General features: G+C 68.7%; 15 protein-coding genes. 9 read left to right on the top strand and 6 right to left on the bottom strand.

Annotation, left to right across the window (positions count from 1 at the left end; translation table 11 throughout):
* Positions 1-4: 4 nt before the first annotated feature.
* Positions 5-778 (top strand): sporulation protein, encoded by a 774-nt coding sequence (locus tag MBA17_RS04340; RefSeq protein ID WP_238494902.1) that lies wholly within the window; start codon positions 5-7, stop codon positions 776-778.
* 204 nt (positions 779-982) lie between these two features.
* Positions 983-1,909, top strand: a complete 927-nt coding sequence (locus tag MBA17_RS04335; protein WP_238494901.1) for a hypothetical protein — start codon at positions 983-985, stop codon at positions 1,907-1,909.
* A 254-nt stretch (positions 1,910-2,163) separates the two neighbouring features.
* On the opposite strand, the gene coaE is transcribed toward MBA17_RS04335, so the two are convergent.
* From coaE to polA, 5 genes are all read right to left on the bottom strand, one after another.
* Complete coding sequence (gene coaE / locus MBA17_RS04330) at positions 2,164-2,760, bottom strand: dephospho-CoA kinase (RefSeq protein WP_238494900.1); 597 nt, start codon at positions 2,758-2,760, stop codon at positions 2,164-2,166.
* The gene (locus MBA17_RS04325) at positions 2,760-3,218 is read right to left on the bottom strand and encodes a GNAT family N-acetyltransferase (protein ID WP_238494899.1); all 459 of its coding nucleotides are present in this window, start codon (positions 3,216-3,218) and stop codon (positions 2,760-2,762) included. The genes coaE and MBA17_RS04325 overlap by 1 nt, the downstream gene beginning before the upstream one ends.
* An 81-nt stretch (positions 3,219-3,299) precedes the next feature.
* Complete coding sequence (gene rpsA / locus MBA17_RS04320; RefSeq protein ID WP_238494898.1) at positions 3,300-4,790, bottom strand: 30S ribosomal protein S1; 1,491 nt, start codon at positions 4,788-4,790, stop codon at positions 3,300-3,302.
* Positions 4,791-5,005: 215 nt separating this feature from the next.
* On the bottom strand, positions 5,006-6,061 hold the full coding sequence (locus tag MBA17_RS04315) for a polysaccharide deacetylase family protein (RefSeq protein WP_238494897.1): 1,056 nt from the start codon (positions 6,059-6,061) through the stop codon (positions 5,006-5,008).
* Between the two features lie 129 nt (positions 6,062-6,190).
* On the bottom strand, positions 6,191-8,881 hold the full coding sequence (gene polA / locus MBA17_RS04310; protein WP_238494896.1) for a DNA polymerase I: 2,691 nt from the start codon (positions 8,879-8,881) through the stop codon (positions 6,191-6,193).
* Positions 8,882-8,949: 68 nt separating this feature from the next.
* On the opposite strand from polA, the gene MBA17_RS04305 reads away from it, so the two are divergent.
* The 6 genes from MBA17_RS04305 (at position 8,950) to MBA17_RS04280 (ending at position 14,445) form a co-directional block, all read left to right on the top strand.
* Positions 8,950-9,369 (top strand): PaaI family thioesterase, encoded by a 420-nt coding sequence (locus tag MBA17_RS04305; RefSeq protein ID WP_238495043.1) that lies wholly within the window; start codon positions 8,950-8,952, stop codon positions 9,367-9,369.
* Positions 9,370-9,911: 542 nt separating this feature from the next.
* On the top strand, positions 9,912-11,141 hold the full coding sequence (locus MBA17_RS04300; protein WP_274384971.1) for a branched-chain amino acid ABC transporter permease: 1,230 nt from the start codon (positions 9,912-9,914) through the stop codon (positions 11,139-11,141).
* 10 nt (positions 11,142-11,151) lie between these two features.
* A complete protein-coding gene (locus tag MBA17_RS04295; RefSeq protein ID WP_238494894.1) occupies positions 11,152-12,141 on the top strand; it encodes a branched-chain amino acid ABC transporter permease in 990 nt (329 codons plus the stop codon).
* Entirely contained in the window at positions 12,131-13,114 is a 984-nt protein-coding gene (locus tag MBA17_RS04290; RefSeq protein WP_238494893.1) for an ABC transporter ATP-binding protein, read from the top strand. The genes MBA17_RS04295 and MBA17_RS04290 overlap by 11 nt, the downstream gene beginning before the upstream one ends.
* Positions 13,107-13,925: an ABC transporter ATP-binding protein gene (locus tag MBA17_RS04285; protein WP_238494892.1), complete on the top strand. Its 819-nt coding sequence runs from the start codon at positions 13,107-13,109 to the stop codon at positions 13,923-13,925. Before MBA17_RS04290 ends, MBA17_RS04285 begins: the two co-directional genes overlap by 8 nt.
* A gap of 76 nt (positions 13,926-14,001) precedes the next feature.
* The gene (locus tag MBA17_RS04280; RefSeq protein WP_238494891.1) at positions 14,002-14,445 is read left to right on the top strand and encodes a hypothetical protein; all 444 of its coding nucleotides are present in this window, start codon (positions 14,002-14,004) and stop codon (positions 14,443-14,445) included.
* Positions 14,446-14,619: 174 nt separating this feature from the next.
* On the opposite strand, the gene MBA17_RS04275 is transcribed toward MBA17_RS04280, so the two are convergent.
* On the bottom strand, positions 14,620-15,909 hold the full coding sequence (locus MBA17_RS04275) for an ABC transporter substrate-binding protein (protein ID WP_238494890.1): 1,290 nt from the start codon (positions 15,907-15,909) through the stop codon (positions 14,620-14,622).
* Between the two features lie 363 nt (positions 15,910-16,272).
* Between MBA17_RS04275 and MBA17_RS04270 the strand changes: the two genes are divergently transcribed.
* Positions 16,273-17,178, top strand: a complete 906-nt coding sequence (locus MBA17_RS04270; protein ID WP_238494889.1) for a hypothetical protein — start codon at positions 16,273-16,275, stop codon at positions 17,176-17,178.
* Position 17,179 lies beyond the last annotated feature (1 nt).

Raw genomic sequence — 17,179 nt, 5'->3', positions numbered from 1 at the left:
CCCGATGGTGTTCCGCAAGCTGATGGCCGCGTTCGGCGCGGGTGTCGAGGTCGACACGGTCCTGCACAACTCCAACGTCCGCCCCGGCGAGACGCTCCGCGGCGACGTCCGCTTCCGCGGCGGGTCGTCGGGGCACAAGGTCGACGGCATCTTCATCGACTTCACCGCGGTGGTCGAGGTCGAGAGCGGCGACAACGAGTACAACGCGACCTACAGCTTCCTGCGCCGCCAGGTCGCCGGCTCCTTCGAGCTGGGCTCCGGGGAGGCGCGGTCGGCTCCGTTCGAGATCCCGGTGCCGTGGGAGGCGCCGGTCAGCGCCATCGGGGGCCATCCGCTCAGGGGGATGCGCCTGGGCGTGGCCACCGAGCTGGTCCTGGCGGGGGCGCTCGACAAGGGCGACCTGGACCCGCTGTTCGTCAATCCGCTCCCCGCCCAGGAGGCCGTGCTCGGCGCGCTCGACCGCCTGGGCTTCCAGTTCAAGAAGGCCGATCTGGAACGCGGCACCCTGCGCGGTTCCACCATGCCGTTCTTCCAGGAGATCGAGTACTACGCCGGTCACGAGTGGCGCCGCCACTTCAACGAGCTCGAACTCACCTTCATCGCCGGTCCGCAGTCGCTGCAGGTGATCCTGGAGGCCGACAAGCGCGGCGGCTTCCTGAGCTCGGGCGGTGACAGCTACAGCGGGTTCACCGTCCGCCACGACGACGGACCCGGCGCGGCGGAGCAGTCCCTGACCGCCGGTCTCCAGGCGATGGCCCGGCACCGCGGCTGGTTCTGACCCCGACGCCGTACGGCCCGCGCCCCGCTGGGGCGCGGGCCGTACTCGTTCCCGGCGGGGGCATGGTCGTATCGTCCTGATCAAAAGGGATATTTCTCATCAAATTATTCGGTAATGGATTCCCATTCGTCGTGTAGCGCGGCCTTCACGCGTCACGACTAGAATCAGAAACAATCATAAAGCGATCATCGGAAAGGCCATTTGATGCGACCCCCCAAGTGGCTCACCCGCATGACGCGCGCCCAGCTCTTCTGGGCCTTCTCCGGCATCGGCATCATCGTCGTCGTCGCCGCCGTCGCCCGCGGCAACCTCACGAAGATCTACGACGCGCAGCCCGATTTCTTCCTGGGGTCGCTGCTCGCCCTGACCGGTTTCTGCTTCGCCAAGGCGTTCAGCCGGACGAACGTCACCACGGCGCTGGAGCTGATCAGGGACGGGCGCACCCAGGAGGTCTCCGAGGCGGTGGAGCAGGAGATCCAGCGGCGGCTGCACGCGAAGGGCGTACACCAGCAGATCGCCCTGCTGAACAGGAACATCAGCGCCGCCAACAAGCGCACCTGCGAGTACTACGACCTGCAGACCAAGGAACCGCGCTTCTACATCACGGCCCCGCTGCTGCGGGTCGCCCTGCAGGATCTCGACGAGGCGCTCGGCAACGTCACGCAACTCGGGCACGCCGTCGGCAGCAAGGACGCACAGATCGTCCACACCCTGCCGAGCGACGTCCGGTCGCAGCTCAGCGACGCCCTGCGCGACCTGCAGGAGGCATCTGCCCGCCGGAACGAGACCTACGAGACCCTGCTCGGCCAGTTCGACACGATACCGATCGACGAGCTGTGGGGGGCCTTCACCGTGATGACCTCCGACACCCTCAAGGCGGTGCGCGACCTGGAGGCCCTGCTCGGCAGGAACATCATGTCCCCGCCCAAGGAGCGCTGCGTGGTGCTCGCCGGCTACGTCGCCGCCTCGCTCAAACGGGCCCGCCGGGTCGAGGAGCTGATCGAGGAGAAGGGACTCGCGGAGCCCTCGGCCATGAAGGTCTTGATAGAGGATCTGGAGAGGGTCCTGGAGAAACTCTCCCAGATCGAGTTCGGCGGGGCCATGCTGGTCGGCGGCCCTTCCGCCCGCTGAGGCCACCCGCTGAGGCCACCCGCTGAAGCCGCCCGCTGAGGCCACCCGCTGAGGCCGCCCGGTGGTGTCCGGCCTCGGGGGAACCCGCCCGCATCCGAGACCCGCTGACGCCCGAGGAAGCCGACCTTCGCCGGCGTCTCCAGGCCCGAGTGCCCCAGGCCTCGGAGAGCGGGCGACCAGCAAGATCGATCTCACCGGCGACGGCTGCGCCGATGATCCCCGAGACCGGTGTCGGGGAGGTGTGCCGGAAGGTGTCAGGCGGTGTGCCGCTGGAGGACGTCCCAGACTTCGGCCGTGCGGGCCTCCAGGTCGTCCAGAGAGCCGTCATTGGGCACTACCAGGTCCGCAAGGGCCAGACGGGCCTCCCGGGACGCCTGAGCGGCGATACGGGCCTCCGCGTCGGCCTTCGTCATGCCGCGGAGCCGGAGCAGACGGTCGAGCCGCGTCTCGTCGGAGGCGTCGACGACGATCACCACGTCGTACATCGGCGCCAGATCGTTCTCGGCGAGCAGCGGCACGTCGTAGACCACGATCGCGTCACCGGGCGCGGCGGCCTGCGACGCGGCCACCCTGGCGCCGACGAGCGGATGCACGATGGAGTTCAGCCTGGCGAGCTTGTCGCGGTCGTTGAAGACGATCGAGCCGAGCTTCTCCCGGTCGAGCGAGCCGTCGCCGCGCAGCACCTCCGAACCGAACGCCTCGACGATGCCGGACAGCCCCTCGGTGCCCGGCTCGACGACCTCCCGGGCGATCCGGTCGGCGTCGATCACCACCGCGCCCCGCGCCGCGAGACGCCTGGCCACCTCGCTCTTGCCGGACCCGATCCCGCCGGTGAGGCCGACCTTGAGCATCAGGGACGTTCCTTTCGCAGGTGCACCAGCGTGAGATGGTCGTGGACGCGCTCCCTGCCGGTCTCCCGATAGCCGTGCCGCCGGTAGAGCCGCAGGTTGCCGTCCGAGAGGTGTCCCGTGAACAGGTCGAAGACGGCGGCCTCGGCGAGATCGTCGTGCAGCGCGGCCAGCAGGGCGCCGCCGACACCGCGGCCCTGCGCGTCGGGCGCCACGACCAGGCGGCCGACCAGGCAGGTGGCGCCGGCGAGGCGGCCGCGCACCGAACCGATGATCCGGCCGCCCTCGACGGCCTTGAGCACCGTCCCGTCGCCGATGATCTTACGGATCTGGTCGACCGACTCCACCAGCGGCGGGATGAACGGATCCCCGTACAGCTGGGCCTCGGTCACGTAGGCCGCTCGCTGCAGCGTCAGGATCTCTCCCGCGTCCGCGGTCACCGCCCGCTCGATCCGCGTCACGGCGCCCACCCTAGTGGGGAGCCCCGGACAACGACAGAGGGCCCCGCCGCGACGCGAGGCCCTCTGGTGAAGCGGGACTACTTAGTTCTGACCGCCCGCGAGCTTCTCGCGCAGAGCCGCGAGAGCCTCGTCGGAGGCCAGGGCGCCGGCCGCGGGGGCCGACCCGGTGGAGGAGGAACCGCCGGACGGAGCCGGGGTCTCACCGGTGTAGGTCTGCGGGACCTCGCCGGCCTCGGCCTCGGCCTTGCGGGCATCCTCGACCTGCTTCTTGTGAGCCTCGAAGCGGGTCTGAGCCTCGGCGTACTGCCGCTCCCACTCCTCGCGCTGCTTGTCGAAGCCGTCGAGCCACTCCCCGGTCTCCGGGTCGAAACCCTCCGGGTAGATGTAGTTGCCCTGGTCGTCGTAGGTCGCCGCCATGCCGTACAGCGTGGGGTCGAACTCTACGTCGGCGCCGATCGCACCCTCGTTCGCCTGCTTCAGCGACAGGGAGATGCGACGACGGTCGAGGTCGATGTCGATGATCTTCACGAAGATCTCGTCGCCGACCTGGACGACCTGCTCGGGGATCTCCACGTGACGCTCGGCCAGCTCGGAGATGTGGACCAGGCCCTCGATGCCCTCCTCGACCCGGACGAACGCGCCGAACGGCACCAGCTTGGTGACCCGGCCGGGAACGACCTGGCCGATCTGGTGCGTGCGGGCGAACTGCTGCCAGGGGTCCTCCTGCGTCGCCTTGAGCGACAGCGAGACCCGCTCGCGCTCCATGTCGACGTCGAGCACCTCGACCGTGACCTCCTGGCCGACTTCGACGACCTCGGAGGGGTGATCGATGTGCTTCCAGGAGAGTTCGGAGACGTGCACCAGACCGTCGACACCGCCGAGGTCCACGAACGCGCCGAAGTTGACGATCGAGGAGACGACGCCCTTGCGGACCTGACCCTTCTGCAGGGTGTTGAGGAACGTCTGGCGCACCTCGGACTGGGTCTGCTCCAGCCACGCGCGACGGGACAGGACCACGTTGTTGCGGTTCTTGTCCAGCTCGATGATCTTCGCTTCGAGCTCGCGGCCGACGTAGGGCTGCAGATCGCGGACGCGGCGCATCTCCACCAGCGACGCCGGCAGGAAGCCACGCAGGCCGATGTCGAGGATGAGTCCACCCTTGACGACCTCGATGACGGTGCCGGTGACGATGCCGTCCTCGTCCTTGATCTTCTCGATCGTGCCCCAGGCGCGCTCGTACTGCGCGCGCTTCTTGGACAGGATCAGGCGGCCTTCCTTGTCCTCCTTCTGGAGGACGAGGGCCTCGACGTGCTCACCGACCTCGACGACCTCGGCCGGGTCGACATCGTGCTTGATCGAGAGCTCACGCGAGGGGATGACGCCCTCGGTCTTGTAGCCGATGTCGAGCAAGACCTCGTCTCGATCGACCTTGACGACGGTGCCTTCGACGATGTCGCCGTCGTTGAAGTACTTGATGGTCTCGTCGATCGCGGCGAGGAAGGCCTCTTCGGAACCGATGTCGTTGACCGCTACCTGCGGGGTGTTCGAGGTGGCCTCAGTGCTGCTCGTCATGTGTGGAATTGCTCCGAACGCGGACAGATGTCGATGTGGCAGGCGCGGCAGGCCCTCTTTCAAGCCGAGGATTCGTCATCGACATGGTCGAGCGCGAGCCCGCTCCGTCTGAGGCGCGCGCGAGCCCACAGCGCAGCGATCAGCATATGAGACGTACGGTGTGCGGTCAATCCAGGCGCGCACCCGAGTCGAGGCCCCTACCCCCACCGCGGCGGCTAATAGGCGTTGACCTGCCGCCTCCGCTTGGGAGCGATATTACCCCGAAGTTTCTCCGGGATGGAGATCCGTTCAGGGTCGCCATCGGCCGTATACCGCTCTTTGGGGTGATCGTCCAGCCAGTCGAGCCAGTACTTCGAGCACCACTTGCGGCACTCGCCCTTCTTGCCGTTGCTCTGGATCCGCTGGATGGCCGACCGGTCGAAATCCTTGTCGTACGGCGCGCGCGAGGGCTCGGCCCCGGCCAGGAACACGCCCTTGTAGTCGTATCCGGTGCCGTCCCACGAACCGCTGCGCGCCGTCTTCCGCGACCGCGGCATCGAGCCGTACGGCAGCGCCAGCGTCTCGGAGCGCTTCAGCCCGATCTTCGTCAGCAGCCGCTCGCCCCGCACGATCTGCTCGCGGACCCTCTTCCTGCTGAGGACGCCCAGGTTGTGGTGGCTCCAGGTGTGGTTGGCCACCTCGAAGCCGCGCTCGGCCAGCCACGACGCGGCGCGGCTCTGCTCGGACCGCTCGCGCAGGCCGAAGGGTTCGCGGTTGACCCAGAACGTGGCGACGGGACGGAAGTCCGGGTGCTTCTCCGCGACGTCGAGGATCAGGTCGACCGCGGTGTCCTTCGCGGGCTCGCCCTGCTCGTCGAACGCGAAGTGGCTGGGATGCCCGTCGTCGAAGGTGAGCACCACGGGGTGGCTGCCCTCGGGGATGGAGATCTCACCGGTGGCGAACTCCCTGGCGGTGATCGGCACGTAGCCGGACCTCGCCAGGCGCTCCAGCTCCTTGCGCACCTCCGAGGGCGTCCGGTCGAGGTCGGACAGCGGCTTGGCGAGGATCCGGTGATACATGATCACCGGAACCAGACCGGCCTCGTTGGCCTTGGCCTTGCGGGCCGACTCCGCGGTCGCGGTGACGGGTGGCGGGAACGCCCATCGGGGCGGCGCCTCGACCGGCTTCCTCGCCACCTCAGCGGGCTGCTGCCGGGCGTGGCCGTGCTCGCGCGGGGGCGGCGGTGCGGACGCCGTGGGCATCACCGACAGGGCGACTATCGCGGTTACCATCACCACCACGTTCGCGATGGCCACGGCTCGCGTGACAGCTGCTGAACTCCGCACAAAACTCCCGTGCCGGTCGAGGATGAACGCCTTCCACCCTAAAACCTTGGCAAAGTAACCGGCACATGACAGAAGTCAGTGCCCGGCGTCCTCCCAGGTGCGGCCGACGCCGATGGAGATGTCGAGCGGGACGCGGAGCCGGTAGGCGGCGTTCATCTGGCCGGTGACGAGCTCGCGCAACCGGTCGAGCTCGCCGGGCGCGACCTCGAAGACGAGCTCGTCGTGCACCTGCAGGAGCATCCGGGAGCGCAGCTCCTCCGCGCGCAGCGCCCGCTGCACGTTGAGCATCGCGACCTTGATGATGTCGGCGGCGGAGCCCTGGATCGGGGCGTTCAGCGCCATCCGCTCGGCCATCTCGCGGCGCTGGCGGTTGTCGCTGGTCAGGTCGGGCAGGTAGCGGCGGCGGCCCATGATGGTCTCGGTGTAACCCTCGGTGCGCGCCTGGGCGACGATCTCCTTGAGGAAGTCGCGGACTCCGCCGAACTCCTCGAAGTACTCGTCCTTGAGGGCACGGGCCTCGGCCACCGGGATGTTGAGCTGGCCGGAGAGCCCGAAGTCGGACAGCCCGTAGGCCAGGCCGTAGTTCATCGCCTTGATCCGCGCCCGCAGCTCGCCGTCGATCTGCTCGGGCGGCAGACTGAACACCCGCGCGGCGGTGGCCTGGTGGAAGTCGTGGCCGGACTCGAAGGAGGCGATCAGCGACTCGTCACCCGACAGGTGCGCCATGATGCGCAGCTCGATCTGGCTGTAGTCGGCGGTCAGCAGCGTCTCGTAGCCCTCCCCCACCGTGAAGCCCTGCCGGATGCGCCGGCCCTCGGCGGTGCGGATCGGGATGTTCTGCAGGTTGGGCTTCTCCGAGCTGAGCCGCCCGGTCGCCGCGATGATCTGGTTGAACGTGGTGTGGATCCGCCCGTCGTCGGCGATCTCCTTGATCAGGCCCTCGACGGTGGTGCGCAGCTTGGTCTGGTCACGGTGCCTGAGCATGATCGTCGGCAGCTCGTGGTCGGTCTGGGTGGCCAGCCAGGCGAGCTGGTCGGCGTCGGTGCTGTAGCCCGTCTTGGTGCGCTTCGTCTTGGGCAGGCCCATCTTGACGAACAGGATCTCCTGCAGCTGCTTGGGCGAGCCCAGGTTGAACTGCTCTCCGACGACCCGGTGCGCCTCCTCCACGGCCTGCTTGACCGCGCCGCCGAACTGGGACTCCAGGGCCGAGAAGTATTCCCGGTCGGCGGCGATCCCGGCCCGCTCCACCTCCGCCAGCACGGTCACCAGCGGCAGCTCCACCTCGGCGAGCAGGTGGGTGCCGCCACGGGTGTCCAGGAACGCCTCCAGCGTCTCCGCCAGCTCGCGGGCGGCGTGGGCGCGCAGGGCGAGGTCCTTGGCCGGCGCGTCGTCGTCGTCGCCGAACAGGGTGCCCTGGCCGTCCGGCTCCACCTCCGCGCGCAGGTCGCGGTGGAGGTAGCGGCGCACCAGGTCTTCGAGCTTGAAGTCACGCTGGCCGGGCATCGCCAGGTAGGCCGCCAGGGCGGTGTCGCAGCTGAGCCCGGCCAGCGACATGCCCTGCGCCCACAGCGCGAGGATCGGCCCCTTGGCGTCGTGCACGGCCTTGAGCCGGTCGGGGTCGGCCAGCCAGGTGCGCAGGGCCAGCTCGTCGGCCTCGGTGAGCTTGGCCGGGTCCAGGTAGGCCGCGGTGCCGTCGGGCGAGGCGATCGCGACGCCGTCGATCCGGCCGGTGCCGCTGCCGTACGCGCCCTTGAAGGCCAGCCCGGCGCGGCCCGCGGGGAGCGCCTCCAGCCAGCCTCCGACACGGTCGGGGCCCAGGATGACGGTCTCGACCTCGAAGCCCTGCTCGGGCTCCGCCTCGGCGGTGCCGAGCACCTTGAAGACCCGCTCGTGCAGCTCGCCGCGGATCTGCAGGGTGTCGAACAGCTTGATGATCTCCTCGCGGACCCACTGCCCCTGGGTGAGGTCGGCGATGTCGGTCTCCAGCGGGACGTCGCGCATCAGCTCGGTGAGGCGGCGGTTCATCAGCACCCGGTCGAGGTGGTCGCGCAGTTTGTCGCCGACCTTGCCCTTGACCTCGTCGACCCGGTCGACCAGCGCGGCCAGCGAGCCGAACTCCCTGATCCACTTGGCGGCCGTCTTCTCGCCCACGCCGGGGATGCCCAGCAGGTTGTCGCTGCTGTCGCCGCGCAGCGCCGCGAAGTCGGGATACTGCACGGGGGTGAGGTCGTACTTCTCCTCGACGGCCGCGGGCGTGAAGCGGGTCATGTCGGTGATGCCGCGGCGGGTCATCAGCACCGTGACCCGCTCGTCGACGAGTTGCAGGGCGTCGCGGTCGCCGGTGACGATCAGCACGTCCATGTCCTGGGCGGAGGCGCGGGTGGCGAGGGTGGCGATCAGGTCGTCGGCCTCGTAGCCGGCCAGGGACAGGTGCGGGATGCGCAGGGTGTCGAGCAGCTCGAAGATGAGCTTCACCTGGTCGCGGAACTCGTCGGGCGTCGAGGACCGGTTGGCCTTGTACTCCTCGTACGCCTCGTGGCGGAACGTCGGCTCGCTGCGGTCGAAGCACACCAGGACATGGCTCGGGTGCTCGTCGCGCAGGATGTTGGTGAGCATCGACGTGAACCCGTAGACGGCCGCGGTGGGCTGGCCGGTCGTCGTCCGCAGATCTGCTTCCTTGAGCGCGTAGTACGCCCGATAGGCCAGGGAATGCCCGTCCAGGAGCAACAGACACGGACGGGCAGGGGTCGCTTCACTCTTCGGCACACAGGCAGCCTAGTCTCCCCCTGCGACAGAAAACCCTGGCTCGGCACAGTGGAGGCGTCCCCTTGACGATGACTGATCCCGGCGATCCGGCGGGCCTGTCCGTGGCCGCGTGGAACTCCGCCAAGGGGAGGCTCGCCGAGCGGCTCGGCATCGAGTTCACGGCGGCGAGCGCCGAGCGCGTGGTGGCCACGATGCCGGTCGAGGGCAACACCCAGCCGTACGGCCTGCTGCACGGCGGAGCCTCCTGCGCGCTGGCCGAGTCGATCGGCTCGGTGGCCGCCGCGATCCACGCGGGGCCGGACCGGACCGCGGTCGGCATCGAGATCAGCGCCACCCACCACCGCCCCGCCTCCTCCGGTCTCGTCACCGGCGTCGCCACCCGCGTGCACGGCGGCCGGACCCTGGCGACCTACGACATCGTGATCACCGACGACCAGGGCCGGCGCGTCTGCACCGCCAGGCTCACCTGCATGCTCCGCGACTCCTGACCCAACCGGGATTTCGGAGGCTCTTGCCGTATTTTTTGCATTTGGGCGTCAGGGGTCGCTAGCGTGGTGTCATCGGTGCCCGGGGGTGCCCGAGTAGAAAACGTGCGGGGCCCTGAAGCCCTGACATGGCACCAAAGGTCACCTCCGGGCCCCTCTTCGATCAGCCGTGAACACCTGGCCACAGGCCGTGTTCACGGCTTTTTGCGTATTCTGGGGCGCATTTCCCGAGCCGCGTAATGAGCGAAACCGTAAGACGGCCCTGTCAAGATTCCACAAAGTCAGTAAATATGCTCTGACCAGGCCGCTTTTTCCTCACGCCCATGAAACACCCTGGTCACCGATTGGTGACGAACAGCCCCGAACCGGGCGGCGCAAAGCTAAGCTCCGGCCACAGCATTGCACCTCTTCAAGCGATGTGGCGTGCCGAGATGGGGGCACAACCCCCGCCAGACCTCATATAGGGAGCACCATTGCGCAGAGCCGTGATCGCGTTCACGGCCTTCCTGGGTGGACTCATCTTCTTGCTCGCGTCAAGCACCACCATGGCGTGGGCGGACGGAGAGGGCCTGAAGGGAACACTCAGGAACCAAGGCCAGCCAGTGAACGGCGTGAAGATCAGCGTGGCGGACGAGGGCAACGCCCCCGTCGCGGACGCCACGACAGACGCCAAAGGCGAATGGAAGATCCCCGTCCCGAAAGCGGGCACATACAAGGTCACACTTGACCAGACGTCGCTCCCACAAGGAGTGTCCCTCAAGTTCAAGGACCGGGCGACGCTCACCGTCCAGGTCTTCGAGGGCAACGAGCGCAACGTCCTGTTCGCCCTGACATCAGGGAACGCGGGCGGTGAGAACGGCACCGGCACCGACGCCACGCCCAGTGAGTCGTCCCAGTACTGGACCAGAGTCGCCCAGCTGGGCTTCGAAGGACTCAGCCTGGGCCTGGTGATCGCGCTCGGCGCCGTCGGGCTGTCCCTCATCTTCGGCACCACCGGGCTCACCAACTTCGCCCACGGCGAGTTGCTGACCATGGGCGCCTTCATCGCCCTCATCTTCAACACCGCCGGACTGCACCTGCTCATCGCCGCGCCGCTGGCGGTGATCGTCTCGGCCGGGATCGGCTACGCGCAGGACAGATGGTTCTGGGGGGTCCTGCGCAAACGCAAGACCGGGGTCATCTCCATGATGATCATCTCGATCGGTCTGGCGATCTTCCTGCGCTACCTGTTCCTGTTCCTCTTCGGGGGCAGCGGCCGGCCGTACGAGCAGTACGTCGCGCAGGAGGGCATCGCGATCGGCCCGATCTTCGCCACGCCCAAGAGCCTGGTCGCCATGGGGATCGAGATCGTCGTCCTGATCGCCGTCGGGCTGGCCCTGCTCTACACCCGCATCGGCAAGGCCACCCGGGCCGTGGCCGACAACCCGGCGCTCGCCGCGTCGTCCGGCATCAACGTCGACCGCGTGGTGCGGATCGTCTGGGCCGCCGGCACCGCCATCGCGGCGCTCGCCGGCATCCTGCTCGGCATGCAGCAGAACCTCACCTACCAGATGGGGTTGCAGGTCCTGCTGCTGATGTTCGCCGGCGTCACCCTCGGCGGCCTGGGCACGGCCTTCGGCGCCCTGGTCGGCTCGCTGATCGTGGGCCTGTTCATCCAGCTCTCCACGCTCTGGATCCCGCCGGAGATGAAGACGGTCGGCGCGCTGGCCGTCCTCATCGTCGTGCTTATGGTCAGGCCGCAGGGCATCCTCGGCCGTCGCGAGCGGATCGGTTAGGGGAGGCGACATGGACTGGACACTCATCTTCAGCAGGGCCGTGGAGTCCGGAATCGGCACCGAGGCCGTGATCTACGCGCTCGCCGCGATCGGCCTCAACGTCCACTTCGGCTACACCGGCCTGCTCAACTTCGGTCAGGCGGCCTTCCTCGCCGTCGGCGCCTACGCCATCGCGGTCACCGTCTCCACCTTCGGCCTGCCGTTCTTCCTCGGTGTGGGGATCGGCCTCCTGCTGGCCGTGGTCCTCGCGCTGCTGCTCGGCATCCCGACGCTGCGGCTGAGAGCCGACTACCTGGCCATCGTCACCATCGCGGCGGCGGAGATCGTCCGCCTCGTGGTGCGCTCGGTGGCCCTGGAGGAGACCTTCGGCGGCACGGACGGAATCCAGGCGTTCTCCGATTCCTTCTACGGCCTCAACCCCTACCCGGCGGGCCAGTACAACCTGGGCAGCATCATCGGCTTCGACGAGCGCACCATGTGGGTGCTCACCGTCGGCTGGGTGCTGGTCGCCGCGTCCTGCTTCGTGATCTATCTGCTCATGAAGAGCCCGTGGGGCCGGGTGCTGAAGGCCATCCGCGAGGACGAGGACGCCGTTCGCAGCCTCGGCAAGAACGTCTTCTCCTACAAGATGCAGTCGCTCGTGCTCGGCGGCGTCATCGGCTCGCTGGCGGGGTTCATCTTCGCCCTGAGCCGCTCCGCCGTACAGCCGGACCTGTTCAGCACCGAGCTGACGTTCTACGCGTACACGGTGCTCATCCTGGGCGGCGCCGCGCGGATCCTCGGTCCCGTCGTGGGTTCCGCGATCTTCTGGGCGCTGCTCGTGCTGATCTCCACGGGGCTGGAGGAGGCCGTCAACAGCGGCGTCATCACCTTCATCACCGTGAACCAGGTGGGGCCCATCAGGTTCATGCTGGTCGGACTCGGGCTCATACTGCTGCTCATCTTCCGCCCTCAAGGTATCTTCGGCGACAAGAGGGAGATCGCACTCGATGCACGCTGACGAAGCCGTCGCCAACCGCAAGGACGGCGCACAGGCCGTATTCGCCGGTCTGGCCACCGAGCCGGGGGTGGCCAAGCCCGACCCCATCCTGGTCGTCGACAACGTCGTGCGCCGCTTCGGCGGCCTGACCGCGGTCGACGTGGCGCACGTGGAGATCCAGCGCGGCTCGATCACCGCGCTCATCGGCCCCAACGGCGCGGGCAAGACCACCTTCTTCAACCAGCTCACCGGGTTCGACAACGCCGACTCGGGCGAGTGGACCTTCAACGGGCGCAGGATGAACGGCGTGTCGGCCCACAAGGTGGCCCGGCTCGGCATGGTGCGCACCTTCCAGCTCACCAAGGCGCTGTCCAAGCTGACCGTGCTGGAGAACATGCGCCTGGGGGCTCAGAACCAGCTCGGCGAGAGCTTTCTGCGCGCCCTGATCCCGAGCCTGTGGCGCAAGCAGGAGGACGAGATCACCGAGCGGGCCGAGGAGCTGCTCCAGCGCTTCAAGCTCGACGCCAAGCGCGGTGACTTCGCCGGCAGCCTGTCCGGCGGCCAGCGCAAGCTCCTGGAGATGGCCAGGGCCCTGATGGTCAAGCCGGAGCTCGTCATGCTCGACGAGCCGATGGCCGGGGTCAACCCCGCCCTCACCCAGTCGCTGCTCGGGCACGTCAAGGATCTGCGCCAGCAGGGGATGACCGTGCTGTTCGTCGAGCACGACATGGACATGGTCCGCGACATCAGCGACTGGGTGATCGTCATGGCCCAGGGCAAGGTCATCGCCGAGGGACCGCCGGACACGATCATGTCCGACGACCGTGTGATCGACGCCTACCTCGGCGCCCACCATGACGCTCCGCTGTCCGCCGAGGAGGAGGAGCGCCAGCTCGCCGAGGCCGAGGCCGCACTGGTGGCCGAGGCGGGGCTGGCGTCCGGGGCAGGGCCGAACGAGACCGTCACCACCAGGAAGGAGCCGGTCGATGAGTGACCCGGAGGCGGGCGCGGTCACCCGCGCACAGGAAGCCGAGGACGCCTCCCCGGCGGTGGCCGACCGCAGTGCGCACCTGCGCGGGGCGGAGAACGCGGTGCTGCGCTCCGACGAGCTGTTCGCCGGCTACGTGCCCGGCGTGAACATCCTCAACGGCTGCGACCTCTACGTCGGCGAGGGCGAGCTGATCGGCATCATCGGCCCCAACGGAGCCGGCAAGTCGACCCTGCTCAAGTCGATGTTCGGCCTGGTGGAGGTGCGCACCGGGTCGGTCACCCTCAAGGGTGAGAACATCACCAACCTCAAGGCGCACGCGCTGGTGGAACGCGGGGTCGGCTACGTCCCGCAGACCAACAACGTCTTCCCGAGCCTCAGCATCGAGGAGAACCTCGAGATGGGCGCCTACCACGCGCCCAAGAAGTTCAAGGAGCGCTTCGAGTTCGTCGCCGAGCTGTTCCCGGCGCTCAAGGAGCGGCGCAAGCAGCGCGCCGGCTCCCTGTCCGGCGGCGAACGGCAGATGGTCGCCATGGCCAGGGCGCTGATGACCGAGCCGTCCGTGCTGCTGCTCGACGAGCCCTCCGCCGGGCTCTCGCCCAAGCTGCAGGACCAGGTGTTCATCCGCGCCCAGCAGATCAACAGGGCCGGCGTGACGGTCGTCATGGTCGAGCAGAACGCCCGCCGCTGCCTGCAGATCTGCGACCGCGGCTACGTGCTCGACCAGGGCCGCAACGCCTACACCGCGAGCGGCCGTGACCTGATCAACGACCCCAAGGTGATCGAGCTCTATCTGGGGACCCTCGCCCGCGCGTGACCCCTTCCGAGCCCCGTGGACGCCCGTCGTCCACGGGGCTTCTCAATGCGCCGCCCCCTCGCGCAGGATGTCTTTCATGCGACTCCCGACGAAGGCGGCGGTCATCTGCGTCGCGCTCCCCTGCCTGACCCTGGCCGGCTGCGCCCGGGCCGCCACCCCGTCCAGCGCCCCGTCCGGTGTCCCGTCCACCGCCACGACCGCTCCCGCCGCCGCTCAGGACACCCCCTGCGCGCGCGTGGTGTCCGCGCTGGGCTTCGCCGACCTGCTGCTGGCCCCAGAGGGCCAGGAACGACGCCAGAGCTTCGACGACGCCGTCAGGGGCCGTCTCGCGTATGTCGAGGGCGTCCTTCTGGAGTACGGCTCCCGCCTGCCTCCGGAGGTGCTCCCCCACGAGGCCGAGCTGCGCCGTACGACCAGAGGGCTCGCCCCGGCCGCCACGCCGCGCGGTGAGCGGATCCGGCTGCTGAAGGACTACCGGACCGCGGCAGGGGCCGTACGGCGCGCCTGCCCCAGCACGTGAGGCCGTACGGCGTGCCCGCCCCAGCACGTGAAGCCGTACGGCGTGCCCGCCCCAGCACGTGAAGCCGTACGGCGTGCCCGCCCCAGCACGTGAAGCCGCACGGCGTGCCCGCCCCAGCACGTGAGGAGGGCCCCGGCCGAAGCGGCCGGGGCCCTCGTCGTCAAGCGCGTTGGATCAGCCGGCGACCTTGCCCGACAGGTAGTTGATGTTCTTGTGAATGTTGTTCTTGCCGTACTGGTAGACGCCGATGGTGGCCTCTGAGGGGTCACCCGCGTCGCTGAACTCGATCGGGCCGCTCGTGCCGTCGTAGTCCACGTCCTTGCCGGCCTTGATCAGGTCGACACACGACTTGAAGTCCTTGCACTTCTCGCCGCCCTTGCTGACCTCGGGCAGCTTCGCGGCCACGGCGGTGCCGGAGTCGTCCTTGGCGGCCTCGGCGGCCAGCGCGAGCAGGATCGTCGCGTCGTAGGACTCGGGGCCGTAGTTGTAGTCCTTCAGCTCCGGGTTGATCTTGAGCAGCTTGGCCTTCAGGTCCTCGGTGACGGCCGCGCCGGGCTGGGTGCCCTTGACGCCCGTCAGCGTTCCCTCGGGGAAGTCCTTGGAGTAGTCGGACAGGTTGCCGTCGACGAAGTAGATCTTGACCTTGTCCGGTCCGAGGCCCTGCTTCTTCAGCTCAGGGATGATCTTCTTGGTCTCCTCGAACGCGATCAGCGCGATCGCCTTCGGGCTCTTCGCCTTGATCTTGGCGACGTCGGCGGAGAAGTCGGCCGCGGCCGGGTCGTAGGCGATCGTGTCGGAGATCTCGCCGCCGCCGCCCTCGACGGACTTCTGCACCTCCTTCGCCAGGCCGGTGCCGTAGGAGTCCTGGCGGTTGAGGATGGCGATCGTGTCGTTGCCGTCCTGGATCATCAGGTCGCCGAGCACCCGGCCCTGGAGCACGTCCGACGGGGCGGTGCGGAAGTACAGGCCCTTGTCGTTGTAGGACGTGAAGTCGGGCGAGGTGTTGGCCGGCGAGAAGTGGATCACACCGGCGTTCACGATCTTGTCGATGACCGTGAACGACACACCCGAGGAGGCCGCGCCGACGATGGCGTCGGCCTTCTGCTGCAGGAGCTTGTCGACCGACTGCGAGGCGATGTCCGTCTTGGTGTCGCCCGAGTCCGTGTGGATCTTCGCCACCGGCTTGCCGAGGACACCGCCCGCACCGTTGATCTCCTCGACGGCGAGGTCGACGCCGGCGAACTCGGGGGGGCCGAGGAAGGCAAGGTCACCCGTCTGCGGTAGCAGAGTGCCAATGGTGAGTGTGCCGTCGCCCTTCTTCTCACCCGCGGCCGGCGCCGTGGACGCCGGTGCGGCGGTGTCGGCCGGCGCGGCGGCGTTGTCGCCACCACCGCAGGCCGTCATGGCGAGACTCGCCGCTGCCGCGACGGCCAGTGCGCGCCCGAGGGGGGCAATGCGGATCATGAAGTTTCTCCTTCATCCATGCCGGGATATGTCAGCGCCGCCGACCCGTCCCGATCGAATGACGGCAACGTATAAAACCGCAAGGGTCACAAGCCAGACATGCGCCTGAACTGAGGACACTTGGATGCGGAGTCGTAATCAGTCCTCAACTTACCGGCCGTCAGAGGAGCCGCCCTGGTGTGACGCACTCCGCAACGCCGGGTTCTACCGTTGCCGTCTCGCGATCCGATCGGCACATCTCGAATACCGGACGTCGCATCTGTCGCACGACGCCCTTGAACGACAACGTACCGCTTTATTACGGGCCACCACCCCTCTTCGCACTCTCGTGTCATCGTCGTGGGGCCGCGTAGGGTTACCGGCGTGACCGGCTCCGCCTCGTCCCCGTCGCGCCGTACGCCCCCCGCGCTGCGCCTGGCGGTGTGCCTGCTGATGATCGGCGGCACGGCGGCGTGCTCGGCCGAACCGCCGTCCCCGGCGCCCTCCGCCGCCCCCGCGCTCTCCGTCACGCTGGAACAGGCGCGCATCGACGAGACCAAGCACGTCCTGTCCGTCGCCATGCGCAACGACGGGCCGGGCTCCGTCCACGTCGAACGCCTCCAGCTCGTCGCTCCGCCGCTGCGGACCCTGCCCCCCGCCCCCGTCGACACCGAGGTCAAGCCGACCCCCCGGGTCGACCTGCGGCTCGAGTACGGCAGGGCGAGCTGCGCGGGCGACGCGATACCCGAGCCCGGACCGGCCCACGTGCTCGCCTGGATCCGCGAGGCCGGCGGCACCCGGCGGATCCGCCTGCCCCTCCCGCATCCCAGCACGCTGCTCAGGCGGCTGGTCAGGCTCGACTGCGGCGCCGAGGTCGTGCTCAGGACGGCCGAGGTCCGGCTCGGCACCCGCTGGAGACGCGAGGGCGACGCGCTGCGCGGCACGGTCGTCATCGAACGCAGGGCCCCCGGCGCCGTCACCCTGCAGGACCTCGGCGGGAGCGTGATCTTCAACCTCACCCCCGTCGGCCGCCGGAAGCCTCCGCTGGCCGTTCTCGACCCCGGCCGGACCCGCCTCGTCGTTCCGGTGCGCTTCAAGGCGGTCCACTGCACCCCGCACGCCCTGGCCGAGGCGAAGAAGCCCTACGGGTTCACCCACTGGACCGGCCTCGCGGACCTCGAACCTCAGTTCATCCCCTTCGAGGTGACTCCCGAGATGCGCGCCCTGCTCGACGACCTCGTCACCGACACCTGCCTCGGCGAGGGGGGCGAGGAGCAGGGCGGCGGCTGAA

This window comes from Dolomitihabitans soli (assembly GCF_022213955.1).
GTDB lineage: Bacteria > Actinomycetota > Actinomycetes > Streptosporangiales > Streptosporangiaceae > Streptosporangium_A > Streptosporangium_A soli.
This window is presented reverse-complemented; position numbering and strand designations above follow the sequence as displayed.